The sequence below is a fragment of the Pseudomonas sp. B33.4 genome, assembly GCF_034555375.1.
Lineage (GTDB): Bacteria > Pseudomonadota > Gammaproteobacteria > Pseudomonadales > Pseudomonadaceae > Aquipseudomonas.
On sequence record NZ_CP140706.1, the window covers coordinates 5,411,024 to 5,429,696 of the forward strand.

The following is an 18,673-nucleotide window of genomic DNA, read 5'->3' on the forward strand; positions in this document are numbered from 1 at the left end:
TTTTTTACTTACACCGCCGCAACCGGGCGCATGTAAGAGATTGGTGCAGTACTGGCGTCTTCGAACGTCACCACTTCCCAAGCGTCTGTCTGCTCAATCAACTTGCGCAACAGCTGGTTGTTCAGTGCATGACCGGACTTGAAGCCTTTGAACTCACCAATCAGGCTGTTACCCAGCAGGTACAGGTCGCCAATGGCATCGAGGATCTTGTGCTTCACGAATTCGTCTTCATAGCGAAGGCCGTCTTCGTTCAACACGCCATCAGCATCGACCACGATTGCGTTTTCAACGCTGCCGCCGAGTGCGAGGTTGTGCTTGCGCAGGTACTCGATATCACTCATGAAACCAAAGGTACGGGCGCGGCTGACTTCTTTTACGAACGAAGTGCTGGAAAAATCCACGCTTGCACTTTGGGTGCGGTCCCGGAATACCGGGTGATCGAAATCGATCTCGAAGCTCACCTTGAACCCTTCGAAAGGGACGAAAGTGGCGCGCTTGTCGCCGTCTTCCACTGTCACTTCACGCAGGATGCGGATGAATTTCTTGGCGGCGTCCTGTTCTTCCAGGCCTGCCGATTGAATCAGGAATACGAAGGGTCCAGCGCTGCCATCCATGATCGGGACTTCGGACGCGGAGAGCTCGACGTAGGCGTTATCGATGCCCAGGCCAGCCATGGCCGAGAGCAAGTGCTCTACCGTGTCCACTTTGACGTCGCCATTGATCAGCGTCGTCGACATAGTGGTTTCACCGACGTTTTCCGCGCGGGCAGGAATCTGCACCACAGGGTCGAGGTCAGCGCGACAAAACACAATGCCAGTGTCGACAGGCGCAGGCTTGAGGGTCAGATAGACCTTCTCACCGGAGTGCAGGCCTACACCTGTGGCACGGATAATATTTTTCAGTGTGCGTTGTTTAATCATGGCTTGGGCCGCTTCAGCGCAAATTGCGAACTGGTATCAACAAAGGCTGGCGATAATAGCAGACCGAGCCTTTGCTGAACACCAATCACCTTCATAGCCCTGATACATTCCATCAATCGGCCTGACGACGCAGGAAAGCCGGGATGTCCAGATAGTCCAGATCATCTTGCGGATTCATCTTCGCGGCAGCCGCAGCACCGGCCTGAGCCTGGTTGCGCATGACGGTCGGACGGTCCAGATCACGGTAGTTCACCGCTGGCGCTTCCTGACGGGCCGCAGCCGGTTGTTGTACCTGAGCAGAAGCCATGGAGGTATGAACGGTGTTGTCGATGACCTTTACAGGCTTCTCGATTTTCGCGCCCAGACCAGTGGCAACCACGGTTACGTGCAGTTCGTCACGCATGTCCGGATCGATAACGGTACCGACCTTGACCATTGCGTGCTCGGAAGCAAAGGCTTCGATGATGCTACCCACGTCGGAGTACTCACCCAGGGACAGGTCAGGACCGGCGGTGATGTTCACCAGGATGCCGCGTGCGCCTTGCAGGTTCACGTCTTCCAGCAGCGGGTTGCGGATCGCCGCTTCGGTGGCTTCACGTGCACGGTTCGGACCGCTGGCGCAGCCAGTGCCCATCATCGCCATGCCCATTTCGCTCATCACGGTACGCACGTCGGCGAAGTCGACGTTGATCATGCCCGGACGCTTGATGATGTCGGAGATACCGCGAACGGCACCGGCCAGTACATCGTCTGCCTTGGCGAAAGCCGACAGCAGGCTGGCGTCTTTACCGAGGATGGTCAGCAGCTTCTCGTTGGGAATGGTGATCAACGAGTCGACGCTTTCCGAAAGCATGCGGATGCCTTCGTCGGCGATCTGCATACGCTTGCGGCCTTCGAACGGGAACGGACGCGTTACTACAGCAACGGTCAGAATGCCCATTTCCTTGGCCACTTCGGCGATGATCGGCGCAGCACCGGTACCGGTACCGCCACCCATGCCAGTGGTGATGAACACCATATTGGTGCCCTGCAGGACTTCGGCAATGCGCTCACGATCTTCGAGAGCGGCCTGACGACCTACTTCAGGGTTGGCGCCGGCGCCCAGACCTTTGGTCACGCCGGTGCCCAGTTGCAGAATGGTGCGCGCGCCGATGTTTTTCAGCGCTTGAGCATCAGTGTTGGCGCAGATGAACTCAACGCCTTCGATGTTGCTCTTGACCATGTGATTGACAGCGTTGCCGCCGCCACCGCCAACACCGATAACTTTGATTACCGGGCTTGCGGGGATGTTGTCTACGAGTTCGAACATTTTCCCTCTCCTTACATTCTCTAGTTTTTTCGCCTACTGCATTTTTGTCGCGGTGCATCTACTGCTACTGCTTGCCGCTTGAAGCTTGACGCTTCGAGCTGCTTTTAAAAGTTGCCTTGAACCCACTTCTTCAATCGGTCCAGCAACGGCGCCTGTGGCTCTTCGTTGCTGTAGCTGTCGCGGCTGCCGATGCCGGAGAACGAAACCCCGTCGGACTGCTTTTGCAGGCCGTACATCAACAAGCCAACGCCAGTGGAATAAATCGGGTTGCGCACCACGTCATCCAGGCCTTTCACGCCATGCGGCACGCCCAGACGGACCGGCATGTGGAAGATCTCTTCGGCCAGTTCAGTGGCGCCTTCCATCTTCGACGTACCGCCGGTGAGGACGATGCCGGCCGGGATCAGGTCTTCGTAGCCGCTGCGACGCAGCTCGGCCTGAATCAGCGTGAACAGTTCGTCGTAACGCGGCTCGACCACTTCGGCCAGGGCCTGACGCGACAGTTCGCGCGGTGGACGGTCGCCGACGCTCGGCACCTTGATGGTTTCACCGGCACCGGCCAGTTTGGCCAGGGCGCAGGCGTAGCGGATTTTGATTTCTTCGGCGTACTGGGTCGGGGTGCGCAACGCCATGGCGATGTCGTTGGTCACCTGATCACCGGCAATCGGGATCACCGCGGTGTGGCGGATCGCGCCTTCGGTGAAGATCGCGATGTCGGTGGTGCCGCCGCCGATGTCGACCAGGCACACGCCCAGTTCTTTCTCGTCGTCGGTCAGGACCGAGTAAGCCGAGGCCAGTTGCTCGAGAATGATGTCGTCGATTTCCAGACCGCAGCGACGCACGCATTTTTCAATGTTCTGTGCGGCGTTGACGGCGCAGGTGACCACGTGAACCTTGGCTTCCAGACGTACGCCGGACATGCCCAGTGGTTCGCGAACGCCTTCCTGGTTATCGATCACGTAATCCTGCGGCAAGGTGTGCAGCACACGCTGGTCAGCCGGGATCGCCACGGCCTGAGCGGCGTCAAGAACGCGCTCAAGGTCGGCCGAGCTGACTTCGCGATCACGGATCGCGACGATGCCGTGGGAGTTCAGGCTGCGGATGTGATTGCCCGCCACGCCGACGAACGCCGAGTGAATGCGGCAGCCCGCCATCAGTTGGGCTTCTTCGATCGCGCGCTGGATCGATTGCACGGTGGACTCGATGTTGACCACCACGCCCTTCTTCAGGCCACGGGACGGATGGGTACCGATCCCGACGATTTCCAGCGAGCCGTCGTCGGAGACCTCGCCGACCAGCGCCACCACCTTGGAGGTGCCGATATCGAGACCGACGATCATTTTGCCGCTTTGCACGTTTGCCATGGGTCCTGCCTCTTCTTAATTCTTTGCGACAGCGGGTTGGGCTGTCGTCGGCGCTACTGGTTCCCGCCAGCCAACAGCGAGGCCGTTGGCGTAGCGCAGATCGATGCGCGCAATGTTCGTAATCTGGTCTTTAAGCGTCTTGTCATAGATGGCGATGAAGCGGCGCATCTTTTCCACCAGGTTGCCGCGTCCCAGCAGCAACTCGATGCCGGGGCCGGAACTGCCAGCACCGGTAGTAAGGAACCAACTCCCGCGTTCACGCAATTCCAGGCGCGCAATCGAGAAGCCCAATGGCCGCAGCATCTGGCTCAGCACCTGATACTGCTGCATGACTTGCTGCTGGGCCCGTTGTGGACCGAACAGCTGTGGCAGATGTTCGTAGTTCGCCAGTTCCTTGGGCGTAAACGCCTGGCCCTGGTTGTTCAGCAACGACTCGTCGCCCCAACGCGCCACCGGCAGTTGCTCTTCGAGGCGGATCACCACCTGGTCCGGCCACACACGACGTACTTCGGCGTGGGCGATCCACGGCATCTGCTCAAGCTCGGTGCGCATGCCGGCCAGGTCGATGGTGAAGAAGCTCGACGCCACGTACGGCGCGATCCGCTGCTGCACCGCTTGCTGACTGATGTAGCTCAGGTCGCCCTGCACGGCGATCTTGGTGATCGGCCGGTCGGCGTAGGGCAGCAGACGCGTTGCCCCTTCGTATGTACCAAAGCCCAGCGCGACCAACAGCACCGGCCAGAACAGACTTCGCAGAAAACCGAAATTGGCTTTCGGCAGGCGCGCGGACATCGGCTCTTTCGCCACCATGCGGCTGGCACCCCGCGGCACCGGCTTGCGGCCGGGTGCGGGAGGCTGATGTCGGAGCTGAGCGCCTTGCATCGTCTTAACCTCGAGCGTCTTCAACACTGGCGGCCAGAATGGCCAGAACCAGTTGCTGGAAATCCAGGCCGGCCGCACGCGCGGCCATCGGCACCAGACTGTGATCGGTCATGCCCGGAGCGGTGTTCACTTCCAGGAACCAGAACTGCCCGTCGGCGTCCTGCATCACGTCCGCCCGGCCCCAACCGGCAATACCCAGCGCCTCACTGGCCTTGGCCGTGAGATCCATGAGCTCCTGTTCCTTGGCGGCATCCAGCCCGCACGGAATGCGGTACTGGGTATCGTTGGCGATGTACTTGGCGTCGTAGTCGTAGAACGTGTGCGGTGTACCCAGGGCGATAGGAGGCAACACCTGGTCACGCAGGGTGGCGATGGTGAACTCCGGACCTTGAATCCATTGCTCAACCAAGACTTGCGAATCGTAGGTACTGGCCGCTTTCCATGCGTCGATCAACTCGGACGCAGAACTCACTTTGGCCATCCCGATACTTGAACCTTCATGCGCCGGTTTGACGATCAAAGGGAAGCCCAGTTCCGTCGCTGCCGAAATACAATCGGCTTCGCTGCACAGCACGGCGTGACGCGGCGTCGGAATCCCGAGGCTGTGCCAGACCTGCTTGGTGCGCAGTTTGTCCATCGCCAGTGCCGAAGCCAGAATGCCGCTGCCGGTGTACGGAATGCCCGCCACTTCGAGCAAGCCCTGCATGGAGCCGTCTTCACCGCCACGGCCGTGAAGAATGATGAACGCGCGATCAATCTTTTCGCTGAGCAGACGTTGCAGAATGTCATCGCCAACGTCGATGCCGAACGCGTCCACGCCAGCACTTTGCAGTGCGTCGAGCACGGCGTTACCGGATTTCAGCGAAACCTCACGCTCGGCACTCAGGCCGCCGAAGAGCACGGCGACGCGGCCGAAGTCTTTCGGCGCGATGGTGGAAAACAGCTTGGCGTAGGCAGCAGTCATTTCAACTTCCCCTCGACCGGCGCCGCCACGGCGCCAGCGAACAATTCACTTTTCAACAGCTTCGGCGCGAGACCGCCGATATCACCCGCGCCCTGGCACAGCAGGATGTCGCCCGCGCGCAGCAGCGGTTTGACCAGCGGCGCCAGATCGACGCCACGCTCGATGTAGATCGGGTCGAGCTGGCCGCGCTGGCGGATGCTGTTGCACAGCTTGCGGCTGTCGGCGCCCGGGATCGGCTCTTCGCCGGCCGGATAAACTTCCATCAACAGCAGCACGTTGGCGTCGGCCAGGACATTGACGAAATCGTCGTACAGATCGCGGGTGCGGCTGTAACGGTGCGGCTGGTAGACCATCACCAGACGGCGCTCCGGCCAGCCACCGCGTACAGCTTTAATCACCGCAGCGACTTCGGTCGGGTGGTGACCGTAGTCATCGACCAGCATCACGTTGCCGCCGTCCACTGGCAGTTCGCCGTAGACCTGGAAGCGTCGACCAACACCCTGGAAACCCGAGAGGCCCTGAACGATGGCTTCATCGCTGACGCCTTCGTCGGTGGCGATGCAAATGGTCGCCAGCGAGTTGAGGACGTTGTGGTTGCCGGGCATGTTCACCGACACGTCCAGCGGCTCGCGATCCGGGCGCAGCACGGTGAAGAAGGTCTGCATGCCTTGCTGGCGAATATTGATCGCGCGGACGTCAGCGTCTTCGCTGAAGCCGTAAGTCACGGTCGGACGTTTCACCAGCGGGAGGATTTCGCGCACCACCGGATCGTCCAGGCACATCACCGCCAAACCGTAGAACGGCAGGTTGTGCAGGAACTCGACGAAGGTTTTCTTCAGCTTGTTGAAGTCACCGTCGTAGGTCGCCATGTGGTCGGCGTCGATGTTGGTGACCACGGCCACCAGCGGTTGCAGGTGCAGGAAACTCGCATCGCTTTCATCGGCTTCGGCGATCAGGTAGCGGCTGGTGCCGAGCTGGGCATTGGTGCCCGCGGCATTCAGACGACCACCGATAACGAACGTCGGGTCCAGACCACCGGCAGCGAACACCGAAGCGATCAGGCTGGTGGTGGTGGTTTTGCCATGTGTACCGGCGACGGCGATGCCGTGGCGATAGCGCATCAGTTCGGCGAGCATTTCGGCACGCGGCACTACCGGAATACGACGCTCAAGGGCGGTCGCGACTTCCGGATTGGAAGTGTTCACAGCGCTCGACACCACCAGCACATCGGCAGTCGCGGCGTTCTCTGCACGGTGGCCGATGTAGATGTGCGCGCCGAACGATTCCAGACGTTCGGTCACCGGCGAAGCTTTCAGGTCGGAACCGGAGACTTCATAGCCCAGGTTCAACAACACTTCAGCAATCCCGCACATGCCCACGCCGCCGATGCCGACGAAGTGGATGCGACGGATGCGGCGCATTTCCGGTTGTGGCATGGCTTTCTGATTCTCAACCATGGGCCACCTCCAGACAGGTATCGACCACGCTACGGGTGGCATCGGGTTTCGCCAGACGGCGGGCCGCTTGGGCCATATCTTCGAGTCGTTGCGGTTGCATCAAGACCTCTGTCAGGCGCGCGGCAAGGTCCGCGGCACCAGTCGTTCTCTGCGGCATCAGGAAGGCAGCGCCTTCACGGGCCAAATAATCGGCGTTGCGGGTCTGGTGATCGTCGATCGCGTGGGGCAAAGGCACCAGCATCGAGGGCAGACCGGCGGCAGCCAGCTCACTGATGGTCAATGCGCCTGCACGGCACACCACCAGGTCAGCCCAGCCATAGGCCTGGGCCATGTCTTTGATGAACGGCTGCACCTGCGCATCGACGCCGGCGGCGCGGTAGCGCTCTGCAGTCACTTCATCGTGGTTTTTGCCGGCCTGATGAAACACTTCCGGGCGCAAATCGGCAGCGACTTGGGCCAGGGCTTCAGGCAGCAACTTGTTCAACGGTTCTGCGCCAAGGCTTCCGCCGAGGATCAGCAAACGCGCTTTGCGACCGGCCAGGGCTGGTCGCGATGTGTCGAGGAACAGCTCGCTGCGCACCGGGTTTCCGGTGGTACGGCGGGTGTCCGACAGAGTAAAGGTGTCGGGGAACGCTTCACACACCCGGGCGGCGAACGGCACCAGCAACCGATTGGCGGTGCCGGCCACAGCGTTCTGCTCGTGAACGATCACCGGCACGCCGGCCAGTTTCGCGGCAAGACCACCGGGACCAGTCACATAACCACCGAAGCCGACCACACACACTGGCTTCAAGCGACGAATGATCGCCCGCGCCTGCCACACCGACTTCAACAGCATGAACGGCGCCTTGAGCAGCGACAGCTTGCCCTTGCCGCGCAGGCCGGTAGCGTTGATGCGGTGCAGTTCCAGCCCTGCGGCCGGGACCAGTTCGTTCTCGATCCCGCGCGGTGTGCCGAGCCAGTGCACGGTGTAGCCGCGCGCCTGGAACTCGCGGGCACAGGCCAGCGCCGGGAACACGTGGCCGCCGGTGCCGCCGGCCATGATCAATACGTTAGCGCCCATGATTCGGCTCCTCGGCGAAGTCGCTCTCATGGAATTCCATCTCTTCACTGCCCAGATGGGTTCGACTCTCCCACTCGATCCGCAGCAACAAGCCAAGGCAGGCACAGCAGATCACCAACGAGCTGCCGCCGTAACTGAGGAACGGCAAGGTCAGACCTTTGGTGGGCAGCAGGCCGACGTTCACCCCGATGTTGATCAGGAACTGACCAATCCACAGGAACGACAGACCGTAAGCCACATACGCGGCGAAGAACTGTTTGGCTTTCTCCGCCCACAGGCCGATGTACATGCCGCGAATACACACGAACACGAACAGCGCGACGGTGCACAGCGAACCGACGGCGCCCAATTCTTCAGCCAGCACCGAGAACACGAAGTCGGTGTGCGCTTCCGGCAGGTAGAACTGCTTCTGCACGCTGTTGCCCAGACCGACTCCCAGCCATTCACCGCGACCGAAGGCGATCAACGCTTGCGACAACTGATAGCCGGCGCCGAACTGGTCAGCCCACGGATCGGCGAAGTTGGTCAGACGCGCCATACGATATGGCTGCATCTGAATCAGCAGGACCACGGCCCCGACCGCCAACACCACCATCAGCGAGAAGCGGAACAGTCCGACCCCGCCGAGGAACAGCATCGCCGCCGCAGCGCCCATCATCACGACGGTGGCACCGAAGTCCGGCTCCATCAGCAACAGACCGGCCATCGGCAGCAGCACGATGAACGGCTTGAAGAAGCCCATCCAGCTCTCGCGCACTTCCTTCTGACGCCGCACCAGATAGCCGGCGAGGTAGATCACCACGAACACTTTGGCGATCTCGGACGGCTGCACGTTGAAGAAGCTGAAACCGATCCAGCGCATCGAACCGTTCACTTCGCGGCCGATACCGGGAATGATCACCATCACCAGCAAGCCGAACGCACCGATCAGCATCAGCCAGCCGAGGCGTTGCCAGGTGGCGATCGGAATCATCATGGTGACGATGCACGCGCCCAGACCCAGCACCACATAAATAAGGTGGCGAATCATGTAGTACAGCGGACTGCCCGATTGCGCCGCCGCCACTTCAGTGGATGCCGAGGCGATCATGATCAAACCGAGACCGAGCAGCGCCAGGCAACCGGCGAGCATCGGGAAGTCGAGATCGATGCCGCGCCCGGTAATGATCGGCGACGGGTACGGCTTGATAATATTGAACAGACTCATGCCAGTTCCTCCACAGCGCGGACGAACTGGTGACCACGGTCTTCGTAATTCTTGAACATGTCGAAACTGGCGCAGGCCGGCGACAGCAGCACCACGTCACCCGGTTGGGCGGCGGCGCGGCATTGCGCAACGGCGTCGACCAGCGAGGTCGCACGAATCAATGGCACGGCATCGCCAATCGCTTCGCCAATCTTGTCGGAGTCGCGGCCCATCAGGATCACGGCGCGGCAGTTGGCCGCCACCGGATCACGCAGGTCGTTGAACTCGGCACCCTTGCCATCGCCACCGGCGATCAGGATGACCTTGCCGTCGATGTCCGCGCCCAAGCCTTCGATGGCGGCCAGTGCGGCGCCGACGTTGGTGGCTTTGGAATCGTTGTAGTACGCCACGCCGTCGAGATCACGCACCCACTGGCAGCGATGTTCGAGGCCGGCGAACGTGCGCAGGGCCGAAAGCATGGCATCGAACGGCAGGCCCACGGCATGCCCCAGCGCCAATGCCGCGAGGGCGTTGGACTGGTTATGGGCGCCGCGAATCTTCAGTTCACGCACCGGCATCAGGTTCTGGAATTCGAAGGCCAGGTATTTCTCGCCATCTTCTTCACGAATACCGAACGCCTTGAAGTCCGGTTTGCTCAGACCGAAGGTCCAGCATGGCTGACCCTCGCCCATCAACGGACGGGTCAAGGCGTCCTGACGGTTAACCACGAACTGCTTGGCACCACGGAAGATCCGGTGCTTGGCCAGGTGGTATGCCGGCAGACCGCTGTAGCGATCCATGTGGTCTTCGCTGATGTTCAGCACGGTGGCCACTTCAGCATTGAGCTGATCGGTGGTTTCCAGCTGGAAGCTCGACAGCTCCATCACGTACAACTCGACGTCATCGCTGAGCAGATCCAGCGCCGGGGTGCCGAGGTTGCCGCCGACGGCGACGCGTTTGCCCGCCGCAGCCGCCATCTCGCCGACCAGGGTGGTGACGGTGCTTTTCGCGTTGGAACCGCTGATGGCCACGATCGGCGCCCGCGCGTTACGCGCGAACAGCTCGATGTCGCCGGACAGTTTCACGCCACGGGCCGCAGCGGCTTGCAGGGCCGGGGTCGCCAGCGCCAGGCCGGGGCTCACGTAGAGCTCGTCGGCACGGCACAGGAATTCGACGTCCAGCTCGCCACAACGCACTTCCACGTGCGGATAGTCACGCTTGAGCGTGGCCAGTTCCGGTGGATTTTCCCGCGTGTCCGCCACGGCAAACGACGTGCCCCGGTTCGCCAGGAAGCGAACCAGGGACATGCCGCTCTTGCCGAGGCCGACAACGATGCGGAAGTGGTCAGAAGCGATCAGAGACACTCGTTCTACCTCAGCTTCAGGGTGGCAAGGCCGATCAGCACGAGAATCACGGTGATGATCCAGAAACGGACGATCACGCGCGGCTCGGGCCAGCCCTTGAGTTCAAAATGGTGGTGGATCGGTGCCATGCGGAACACACGGCGACCGGTCAGCTTAAAGGACGCAACCTGAATGACGACTGACAGGGTTTCCATCACAAACACGCCGCCCATGATGAACAGGACGATTTCCTGACGGACGATCACCGCGATGGTGCCCAGTGCCGCGCCGAGTGCCAGTGCACCGACGTCGCCCATGAACACTTGCGCCGGATAGGTGTTGAACCACAGGAAGCCGAGACCGGCACCGATCAGCGCGCCGCAGAACACGATCAGTTCGCCCGCGCCCGGCACGTAAGGAATCAGCAGGTACTCAGCGAATTTCACGTTACCCGACAGGTAGCAGAAAATACCGAGGCCACCGCCGACCATCACGGTTGGCATGATCGCCAGACCGTCGAGGCCGTCAGTCAGGTTGACTGCGTTGCTCGAACCGACGATCACAAAGTAGGTCAGCACGATGAAACCGAGGCCCAGCGGAATGCTGTAGTCCTTGAGCATCGGCAGAATCAGCGTGGTTTCCACCGGGGTGGAAGCGGTCATATAAAGGAAGATCGCCGCGCCGAGGCCAAACACCGACTGCCAGAAATACTTCCAGCGGCTTGGCAAGCCACGCGAGTTCTTCTCGATGACTTTGCGGTAATCGTCGACCCAGCCGATGGCGCCGAACAACAGGGTCACCAGCAGAACAGTCCAGACGTAGCGGTTGCTCAGGTCAGCCCAAAGTAAGGTGCTGACGCCGATCGAGGACAGAATCAGTGCGCCGCCCATGGTCGGTGTACCCGACTTGGACAGGTGCGATTGCGGACCATCGTTACGCACGGATTGGCCGATCTGACGGTTCTGCAGGGTGCGGATCATCCACGGGCCATAGCACAGCGACAAAACCAGCGCGGTCAGTACACCGAGAATCCCGCGCAGGGTCAGGTACTGAAAGACCGCGAAGCCTTTGTAGAACTGTTGCAGATACTCCGCTAGCAGCAGCAGCATTAATGTTTCTCCAGACTGGACCCGCACAGAGCCGCAACGATGTTTTCCATCGCTGCACTGCGCGAACCCTTGATCAAAATGGTGGTGTTTGTGTCCTGCTCGGCGTCGAGGGCCTGAATCAGTTCGGCTTGCGTGCCGAAGTGATGCGCCTGTTCACCGAAAGCGTTTACGGCGTGAACCATGTTTGGCCCGACGGCATAAAGCGCGGAAACCTTGCCCCGGGCGTACTCGCCCACGTCGCGGTGCCCCTGCTCCGCCCAATCGCCCAACTCGCCGATATCTCCGAGCACCAGGACGGTGCGGCCGGAAAAGCCGGCGAGTATATCAACGGCCGCGCACATCGAGGTGGGGTTTGCGTTGTAAGTGTCATCGATCACGCGCATGCCGTTTTTCGCCAGTTGCGCGACAGTGCGACCCTTGACCGGTTGCACGGCGCCAAGCCCGGTGGCGATGCCGAACAGCGACACGCCCAAGGCGTGCGCGGCAGCGGCGGCAGCCATGGAATTGGCGACGTTGTGGGTGCCGAGCAGATTCAGTTGAACGCGCTCGACACCTTCAGGTGTGTGCAGATTGAAGGCCGGGCAACCACGGGCATCAGTGGTCAAATCGCTCGCATGGAAATCCGCCTGAGTGTTGCTCAGGGCGAAAGTCAGTACTTTGCGCGCGCCGGCTCGGGTCTTCCAGATGCCGAAGGCTTTGTCATCGAGGTTGAGCACAGCGATGCCGTCGGCTGCCAGCCCATCGATGATTTCACCTTTGGCTTCAACGATTTTTTCCGGCCCGCCAAACTCACCGACGTGAGCAGTGCCGGCATTGTTCAGGATCGCCACGTGCGGCTTGGTCAAACCCACGGTGTAAGCGATTTCGCCGAGACGCGAAGCGCCCAGTTCGATCACCGCCGAAGTGTGCTCCGGGGCCAGTTCGAGCAGGGTCAGCGGCGCGCCGAGGTCATTATTCAAGTTGCCACGAGTCGCCAGCACCGGACCGCGCGTGCGCAGGATGCTCGCGAGCATCTCCTTGACCGTGGTCTTGCCGCTGGAACCGGTGATCGCTGCAACTGGTTGAGTGAAAGCAGCACGGTTCAGCGCGCCCAATTGGCCGAGGGCCTGACGGGTGTCTTTGACCAGCAGTTGCGGCAGCGTGCTGTCGGCGACTTCGCGTTCGACCAGCGCAGCCACCGCGCCTTTGGCGGCGACGTCATTCAAATAGTCATGACCGTCGAAGCGCGGGCCGGTCAACGCAATAAACAGTTGGCCTGGCTGGATCGCACGGCTGTCGATGCTGACGCCGTCGAAGCTGGCATCGCCGGCGATCAAACGTGCGTCGAGCGCGTTGGTCAGTTCGCTGAGTTTCAGGGCCTTAAGCATGCGCCACCTCCCATGCGGTCAGGGCGTGATCGGCTTCGACCAGATCCGAGAAGGCATGGCGCACGCCGTTGATTTCCTGATAGTCCTCATGACCTTTACCGGCCAGAACAATCACGTCATCGGCGGTGGCGCCGGCAATCAGTTGTGCAATCGCCTGGCCACGGCCGGCGACGAAGGTGACTTTATCCACAGCCGTGAAACCGGCGCGGATGTCATCGAAAATCACTGCAGGATCTTCAGTGCGCGGGTTGTCGTCGGTGACCAGCACCTGATCGGCCAAGCGCTCGACCACTTCGGCCATCAACGGACGCTTGCCGCGATCACGGTCACCGCCGCAGCCGAACAGGCACAGCAACCGCCCTTTGACGTGCGGGCGCAACGCGGTCAGAACTTTTTCCAACGCGTCCGGGGTGTGCGCGTAATCGACCACCACCAATGGCTGCGTGCCGCCACCGAGACGCTGCATGCGACCGGCCGGGCCTTCAAGTTTCGGCAGTACTTTGAGAATTTCGTCGAGCGCGTAATCCAGCCCCAACAGTGCACCGACCGCTGCCAGCACGTTGCTGAGATTGAAACGACCGAGCAGCGTGCTGCGCAGATGATGCTCGCCCTGCGGCGTGACCAGTGTGGCGCGCACGCCGTGGTCATCGAACTGCGCTTCGCGGCAGAACAGGTAGGCACTGCTGTCGAGCAGGCTGTAGGTGATCAAGCGCGACTCACGTTTTTCAGCGGCCAGTTGCCGGCCGAAATCGTCGTCGAGGTTGACCACGCGGCACTTCAGATCATTCCAGGCGAACAGCTTGGCCTTGGCTTCGGCGTACGCCTCCATGCTGCCGTGGTAATCCAGATGATCGCGGGACAAGTTGGTCATCACCGCGACGTCGAAGGCCAGCGCCGTGACGCGGCCCTGATCCAGACCGTGGGACGAGACTTCCATGGCCACGGCTTTGGCGCCGGCCTTTTTCAGGTCGCCCAACGTTGCTTGCACGGCAATCGGATTCGGCGTGGTGTGCAGGCCGCTTTCCAGCGCGCCATAGAAGCCGGAACCCAAGGTGCCGACGATACCGCAGTGCTGGCCGAGCAGATCCATTGCCTGCGCAACCAATTGGGTCACGCTGGTCTTGCCGTTGGTGCCGGTGACGCCGATCAGATTCAGGTGATGACTTGGCTCACCGTAAAAACGCCCGGCGATATCCGACAGCTGCGCTGCCAGACCTTTGACCGGAATCAGCGGTACGTCGGTGATTGGCAGCACGGTGGCGCCTTCCACTTCATACGCCACCGCTGCCGCGCCACGTTGCAGTGCATCGGCAATGTGCGCACGGCCATCGAATTTGCCGCCGGGCACGGCGAGGAACAGATCGCCCGCGCGTACGTTGCGGCTGTCCAGCGCCAATTCACGGATCAATAGATCGTGGCCGGCGTGGGGGAATATCTTGTTCAGACTTAATGACATCAGCCGCGCCCTCCATTGGCTTTCAGCGGAACGACCGGGGTAGCGTTGGCTTGTTGCGTCGTCGGCAAGTTGTCCGGCGTGACGTTCATCAGGCGCAGGGTGCCGGACATCACGCGGCTGAACACCGGCGCGGAAACCAGACCACCGAAGTAACCGGCCTTGGATGGTTCATCGATCACCACCACAATCGCGTAACGCGGATCGCTCATCGGGCCGAAACCGGCGAACAGCGAGCGGTAAGAGTTTTCCGCATAGCCCTTGGTGCCCACCGAAGTCTTGCGCGCAGTACCCGATTTGCCCGCCACGTGATACGCCGGCACCTGCGCACGGAATACGCCGCGCGGTGCTTCGATCACTTGGGTCAGCATGCCTTGCATGGTTTTCGCCACGGCTTCCGGCAGCACTTGGGTGGTCTGCGGCATCTTGTCGGTTTTGATCAGGGTCAGCGGTGCGAGGCGACCGTTGTTGGCCAGCGCCGAGAACGCGTGAACCAGCTGAATCGCGGTTACGGAAATACCGTAGCCGTAGGACAGCGTCGCGGTTTCAGCCTTGCGCCACTCGCGATAGTTCGGCAGGTTGCCGACACGCTCGCCCGGGAAGCCGAGACCAGTGTCCTGGCCGAGACCGACTTTCTGTGCGAGGCGGAAAATCGTTTCGCCGCCAATATCGAAGGCGACCTTGCTCATGCCGACGTTACTGGAATTGATCAGAATGCCGGTCAGATCGAGCACCGGGCCTTCAGTTCTGGAAACGTCTTTGATCGTGTACTTGCCGATCTGCAGGGAACCCGGATACACCTCGACGGTGTCGCTCGGCTTCCAGCGGCCGGTTTCGATCGCCGCGCTCATCGAGATGGCTTTCATGGTCGAACCCGGTTCGAACACGTCGATCATCGCGCGGTTACGCATCATCGCCGGTTGCAGATTGCGACGGTTGTTCGGGTTGTAGGTCGGCTGGTTGACCATGGCCAGAATCTCGCCGGTCTTGACGTCCATGATCACCAGGCTGCCGGCCTTGGCGCCGTTCTCGATGATCGCGTTACGCAGTTCGCGGTTGGCCAGATATTGCAGACGCAGGTCAATGGACAACGCCAAGGGCTTGCCGGCCTTGGCGTTTTTGGTGACCTGGACATCCTTGATCAGCCGTCCGCGCCGATCCTTGATGACCTGCCGCTTGCCGGGTACCCCGGCGAGCCATTCGTCATAAGCAAGTTCGACACCTTCGCGACCGTGGTCATCGATGTCGGTAAACCCGACCATGTGCGCGGTGACTTCACCGGCCGGATAGAACCGGCGGAATTCTTCGATGCCATAAACGCCCGGCACTTTCAGGTCGAGCACAGCCTGGCCCTGCTCGGGGGTCAATCCGCGCACCAGGTAAATGAATTCTTTGTTGGCCTGGGCTTCCAGGCGTTCGGTCAGGGCTTTAGGGTCCTGACCCAGCGCGGCGGCGAGTGCCGGCCATTTCTCTTTGGCCGTTTGCATTTCCTTGGCGTTGGCCCACAGCGTGGTCACTGGGGTACTTACGGCCAAAGGCTCGCCGTTACGGTCGGTGATCAGACCACGGTGAGCCGGAATCGGAATATGACGCAGACTGCGCGCGTCGCCCTGACCTTTGAGGAAGTCACGGTCAACCACTTGCAGGTCGATGATGCGCCAGCAGATCGCCGCGACCATCACGCCGAGCAGCGCCACCATCAGGCGGAAGCGCCATGGGAACAGTGCGCCTTCGAGTTTCATCATGGCGCCACCATCTTCACGTCAGCCGCGCCGGGAATGTGCATTTTCAGTTGTTCGGTGGCCAGCACTTCGATGCGGCTGTGCGCAGTCCAGGTGCTTTGCTCGAGAATCAAACGGCCCCACTCGGCCTGCGCCTTGTCGCGCACGCTGAGTTCGTTATAAAGGGTGTTGAGCAACTGCCGGTTCCAGTGCGCGCTGTACGACACGGCGATGGCCGAGACGAGCACGCCGATAAACAGCAGCAGCATCAGAAAGCTGCCGCCGGGCAGTGGCTTGGCGAAAAGCTTGCTCACCGCAGCTTCTCCGCGACGCGCATGACAGCGCTACGGGAACGTGGGTTGGCTTTGAGTTCGGCGTCGGAGGCCGTCTGAGCTTTGCCATGGACTTTGATTTTCGGTTCGAACGCGACGTGGCGAACCGGCAGGTTGCGCGGCAGGTTGTCGGCTTCGCCTTTCACCAGCTTGCGCATGAACAGTTTGACGATGCGGTCTTCCAGCGAGTGGAAGCTGATCACCACCAGACGGCCACCAATTTCCAGAGCGTCCAGTGCAGCTTCGAGGCCGGCTTCCAGATCGCCCAGTTCGTTGTTGACGTGAATGCGCAAACCCTGAAATGCACGGGTGGCCGGGTTCTTGCCCTTTTCCCATGCCGGGTTAGCGACTTTCAATACTTCGGCCAGATCGGCGGTGCGCTCGAAGGGCTTGATATCGCGACGCTCGGCGACAGCGCGAGCCATACGACCCGAAAAACGTTCTTCGCCGTATTCCTTGAACACCCGGGCGATTTCCTCAGCCGGCGCGGTGTTGACGAATTCGGCAGCGCTGATGCCACGGGACGGGTCCATGCGCATGTCCAGCGGACCGTCGTTGAGGAAACTGAAGCCGCGTTCAGCGTCGTCGAGCTGCGGCGAAGACACGCCGAGGTCAAGCAGAATGCCGCTGACCTTGCCGCTCAGACCTTGCTCGGCGACCACCGAACCGAGCTCGGCAAAGCTGCGCTGCACAACGACAAAGCGGCCGTCTTCGGCCGCTAGCGTTTGCCCAGTGGCAATCGCTTGTGGATCTTTGTCGAAGCCGATGAGCCGACCGTCCGTGCCGAGCTGGCTGAGGATCAGCCGGCTATGGCCGCCGCGCCCGAACGTACCGTCCAGATAGCAGCCATCAGGACGTACGGCGAGAGCCTCGACGGCTTCGTCAAGCAGTACGGTGATGTGGTTAAAGCCGCTATCAATAGTCACAGGATCAAATCACGCAGTTCATCAGGCATCGCGCCCGGTTGTTGAATAGCAGCAAGGTCAGCGGCAGATACCGCGTTCCATGCATCCTCGTCCCACAATTGGAACTTGTTCAGTTGGCCTACCAGCATCGCGCGCTTATCGAGCTTGGCGTATTCGCGCAGACGCGGTGGAACCAGAAAACGACCACTGCCATCGAGCTCGAGGTCGACGGCGTTGCCGATCAATAAACGCTGCAGGCGACGGTTCTCTTCGCGAAGCGAAGGGAGTGCGCGCAACTTGGTTTCAATAATTTCCCACTCGTCGAGCGGATAGACGCACAGACATGGATCAACGGCATCAATGGTGACGATCAATTGGCCGGAACTACGCGAATCGAGCTCGTCACGGTACCGGCTCGGCATAGCGAGACGGCCCTTTGCATCGAGACTGATAGCGTTAGCTCCGCGAAACACGTCTGCGTTTCTCCAATTTTTATCGTTTTGAGCTCAAAAAACCCACTTCATGCCACTTTCCGCCACTTGCGCACACTATAGGAATGCGCCCACCACACCGTCAAGGCGCGGATTAAAGGAAAACCCTTACAGAACGGAGATTTAGGAGCTTAAAAGGAGGAGTAACGACAATCTGGCGGAGCGTTTCGACCCATAACTTGATGCAGCACTGATAGCTGCGCTCGAAAGTTAAAGTGATTTGTTAAGAGTAAGATTTTTTCGGTATTACAAAAGCGCTTCTGCTGATGATTGAAGCAAGGTGGGAAATGGCTATTACTGCGTTTGCCGCTGCCGGACTTTCAGAGCAGGCCTGCTGATATTACACAGCCCTGTCATCTTTGATTCAAGCAGGGAAAGAAAAAGGTGGAGAGTCGATCTGTAAGCCGGGTTCTGTCTTGAACAGTCATTCGTCTACGATGGCCATCACTGGACATCTTTAGCAACCTACCCGGTCCCAGCGCGGGCCACGCCTTGGGACCCTATTTGGTCTTGCTCCAAGTGGGGTTTACCTAGCCACGAACTGTTGCCAGACGTGCGGTGCGCTCTTACCGCACCTTTTCACCCTTACCGGCGCCGAAGCGCTTAGGCGGTTATTTTCTGTGGCACTTTCCGTAGGCTCACGCCTCCCAGGCATTACCTGGCACTTCGCCCTATGGAGCCCGGACTTTCCTCCCCCCCCTAATTTTCATAGAGGGCAGCGACTGTCCGATCGACTCTCCGCCGCGAAGGTTAACGGCAGAGCGCCTGAAGAACAAGCGCTAAAAGCCTCAAGACCGCTATGGGCGA

16 protein-coding genes and 1 other RNA gene are annotated in these 18,673 nt (G+C 60.6%); all 17 read right to left on the reverse strand.

The window, feature by feature from the left end:
• Positions 1 to 8 precede the first annotated feature (8 nt).
• Positions 9 to 920, reverse strand: coding sequence for a UDP-3-O-acyl-N-acetylglucosamine deacetylase (gene lpxC, locus U6037_RS23795; RefSeq protein WP_007916984.1), 912 nt, complete (start codon positions 918 to 920; stop codon positions 9 to 11).
• A 112-nt stretch (positions 921 to 1,032) separates the two neighbouring features.
• Complete coding sequence (ftsZ, locus tag U6037_RS23800; protein ID WP_007916986.1) at positions 1,033 to 2,229, reverse strand: cell division protein FtsZ; 1,197 nt, start codon at positions 2,227 to 2,229, stop codon at positions 1,033 to 1,035.
• A 104-nt stretch (positions 2,230 to 2,333) separates the two neighbouring features.
• Positions 2,334 to 3,593, reverse strand: a complete 1,260-nt coding sequence (gene ftsA / locus U6037_RS23805; RefSeq protein WP_007916987.1) for a cell division protein FtsA — start codon at positions 3,591 to 3,593, stop codon at positions 2,334 to 2,336.
• Between the two features lie 15 nt (positions 3,594 to 3,608).
• Positions 3,609 to 4,475 (reverse strand): cell division protein FtsQ/DivIB, encoded by an 867-nt coding sequence (locus U6037_RS23810; protein WP_322844743.1) that lies wholly within the window; start codon positions 4,473 to 4,475, stop codon positions 3,609 to 3,611.
• 4 nt (positions 4,476 to 4,479) lie between these two features.
• Positions 4,480 to 5,439: a D-alanine--D-alanine ligase gene (locus U6037_RS23815; protein WP_242206793.1), complete on the reverse strand. Its 960-nt coding sequence runs from the start codon at positions 5,437 to 5,439 to the stop codon at positions 4,480 to 4,482.
• Complete coding sequence (murC, locus tag U6037_RS23820) at positions 5,436 to 6,896, reverse strand: UDP-N-acetylmuramate--L-alanine ligase (protein ID WP_150795708.1); 1,461 nt, start codon at positions 6,894 to 6,896, stop codon at positions 5,436 to 5,438. The genes U6037_RS23815 and murC overlap by 4 nt, the downstream gene beginning before the upstream one ends.
• On the reverse strand, positions 6,889 to 7,959 hold the full coding sequence (murG, locus tag U6037_RS23825) for an undecaprenyldiphospho-muramoylpentapeptide beta-N-acetylglucosaminyltransferase (protein WP_064392864.1): 1,071 nt from the start codon (positions 7,957 to 7,959) through the stop codon (positions 6,889 to 6,891). Before murG ends, murC begins: the two co-directional genes overlap by 8 nt.
• Positions 7,949 to 9,166, reverse strand: a complete 1,218-nt coding sequence (ftsW, locus tag U6037_RS23830; protein ID WP_016987575.1) for a putative lipid II flippase FtsW — start codon at positions 9,164 to 9,166, stop codon at positions 7,949 to 7,951. The genes murG and ftsW overlap by 11 nt, the downstream gene beginning before the upstream one ends.
• The gene (gene murD / locus U6037_RS23835; protein WP_322844744.1) at positions 9,163 to 10,509 is read right to left on the reverse strand and encodes a UDP-N-acetylmuramoyl-L-alanine--D-glutamate ligase; all 1,347 of its coding nucleotides are present in this window, start codon (positions 10,507 to 10,509) and stop codon (positions 9,163 to 9,165) included. Before murD ends, ftsW begins: the two co-directional genes overlap by 4 nt.
• A gap of 5 nt (positions 10,510 to 10,514) precedes the next feature.
• Positions 10,515 to 11,597, reverse strand: coding sequence for a phospho-N-acetylmuramoyl-pentapeptide-transferase (gene mraY / locus U6037_RS23840; protein ID WP_007917000.1), 1,083 nt, complete (start codon positions 11,595 to 11,597; stop codon positions 10,515 to 10,517).
• Positions 11,597 to 12,964: a UDP-N-acetylmuramoyl-tripeptide--D-alanyl-D-alanine ligase gene (locus tag U6037_RS23845; RefSeq protein ID WP_322844745.1), complete on the reverse strand. Its 1,368-nt coding sequence runs from the start codon at positions 12,962 to 12,964 to the stop codon at positions 11,597 to 11,599. The genes mraY and U6037_RS23845 overlap by 1 nt, the downstream gene beginning before the upstream one ends.
• Positions 12,957 to 14,420, reverse strand: coding sequence for a UDP-N-acetylmuramoyl-L-alanyl-D-glutamate--2,6-diaminopimelate ligase (locus tag U6037_RS23850; RefSeq protein ID WP_322844746.1), 1,464 nt, complete (start codon positions 14,418 to 14,420; stop codon positions 12,957 to 12,959). Before U6037_RS23850 ends, U6037_RS23845 begins: the two co-directional genes overlap by 8 nt.
• Positions 14,420 to 16,159, reverse strand: coding sequence for a peptidoglycan D,D-transpeptidase FtsI family protein (locus U6037_RS23855; protein WP_242206863.1), 1,740 nt, complete (start codon positions 16,157 to 16,159; stop codon positions 14,420 to 14,422). The genes U6037_RS23850 and U6037_RS23855 overlap by 1 nt, the downstream gene beginning before the upstream one ends.
• On the reverse strand, positions 16,159 to 16,452 hold the full coding sequence (gene ftsL, locus U6037_RS23860; protein ID WP_007917008.1) for a cell division protein FtsL: 294 nt from the start codon (positions 16,450 to 16,452) through the stop codon (positions 16,159 to 16,161). Before ftsL ends, U6037_RS23855 begins: the two co-directional genes overlap by 1 nt.
• Positions 16,449 to 17,396 carry a 16S rRNA (cytosine(1402)-N(4))-methyltransferase RsmH gene (gene rsmH / locus U6037_RS23865; RefSeq protein ID WP_008082779.1) on the reverse strand — a complete coding sequence of 316 codons (948 nt, stop codon included), beginning with the start codon at positions 17,394 to 17,396 and terminating at the stop codon, positions 16,449 to 16,451. Before rsmH ends, ftsL begins: the two co-directional genes overlap by 4 nt.
• Complete coding sequence (gene mraZ, locus U6037_RS23870) at positions 17,393 to 17,848, reverse strand: division/cell wall cluster transcriptional repressor MraZ (RefSeq protein ID WP_007917012.1); 456 nt, start codon at positions 17,846 to 17,848, stop codon at positions 17,393 to 17,395. Before mraZ ends, rsmH begins: the two co-directional genes overlap by 4 nt.
• Positions 17,849 to 18,250: 402 nt before the next feature.
• Positions 18,251 to 18,604, reverse strand: an RNA gene (gene rnpB, locus U6037_RS23875) — RNase P RNA component class A.
• Positions 18,605 to 18,673: the final 69 nt, after the last annotated feature.

Coding starts and splice junctions, on each gene's coding strand:
- lpxC (WP_007916984.1), bottom strand. CDS start 920: ATGATTAAACAACGCACACTGAAAAATATTATCCGTGCCACAGGTGTA.
- ftsZ (WP_007916986.1), bottom strand. CDS start 2,229: ATGTTCGAACTCGTAGACAACATCCCCGCAAGCCCGGTAATCAAAGTT.
- ftsA (WP_007916987.1), bottom strand. CDS start 3,593: ATGGCAAACGTGCAAAGCGGCAAAATGATCGTCGGTCTCGATATCGGC.
- U6037_RS23810 (WP_322844743.1), bottom strand. CDS start 4,475: ATGCAAGGCGCTCAGCTCCGACATCAGCCTCCCGCACCCGGCCGCAAG.
- U6037_RS23815 (WP_242206793.1), bottom strand. CDS start 5,439: ATGACTGCTGCCTACGCCAAGCTGTTTTCCACCATCGCGCCGAAAGAC.
- murC (WP_150795708.1), bottom strand. CDS start 6,896: ATGGTTGAGAATCAGAAAGCCATGCCACAACCGGAAATGCGCCGCATC.
- murG (WP_064392864.1), bottom strand. CDS start 7,959: ATGGGCGCTAACGTATTGATCATGGCCGGCGGCACCGGCGGCCACGTG.
- ftsW (WP_016987575.1), bottom strand. CDS start 9,166: ATGAGTCTGTTCAATATTATCAAGCCGTACCCGTCGCCGATCATTACC.
- mraY (WP_007917000.1), bottom strand. CDS start 11,597: ATGCTGCTGCTGCTAGCGGAGTATCTGCAACAGTTCTACAAAGGCTTC.
- U6037_RS23845 (WP_322844745.1), bottom strand. CDS start 12,964: ATGCTTAAGGCCCTGAAACTCAGCGAACTGACCAACGCGCTCGACGCA.
- U6037_RS23850 (WP_322844746.1), bottom strand. CDS start 14,420: ATGTCATTAAGTCTGAACAAGATATTCCCCCACGCCGGCCACGATCTA.
- U6037_RS23855 (WP_242206863.1), bottom strand. CDS start 16,159: ATGAAACTCGAAGGCGCACTGTTCCCATGGCGCTTCCGCCTGATGGTG.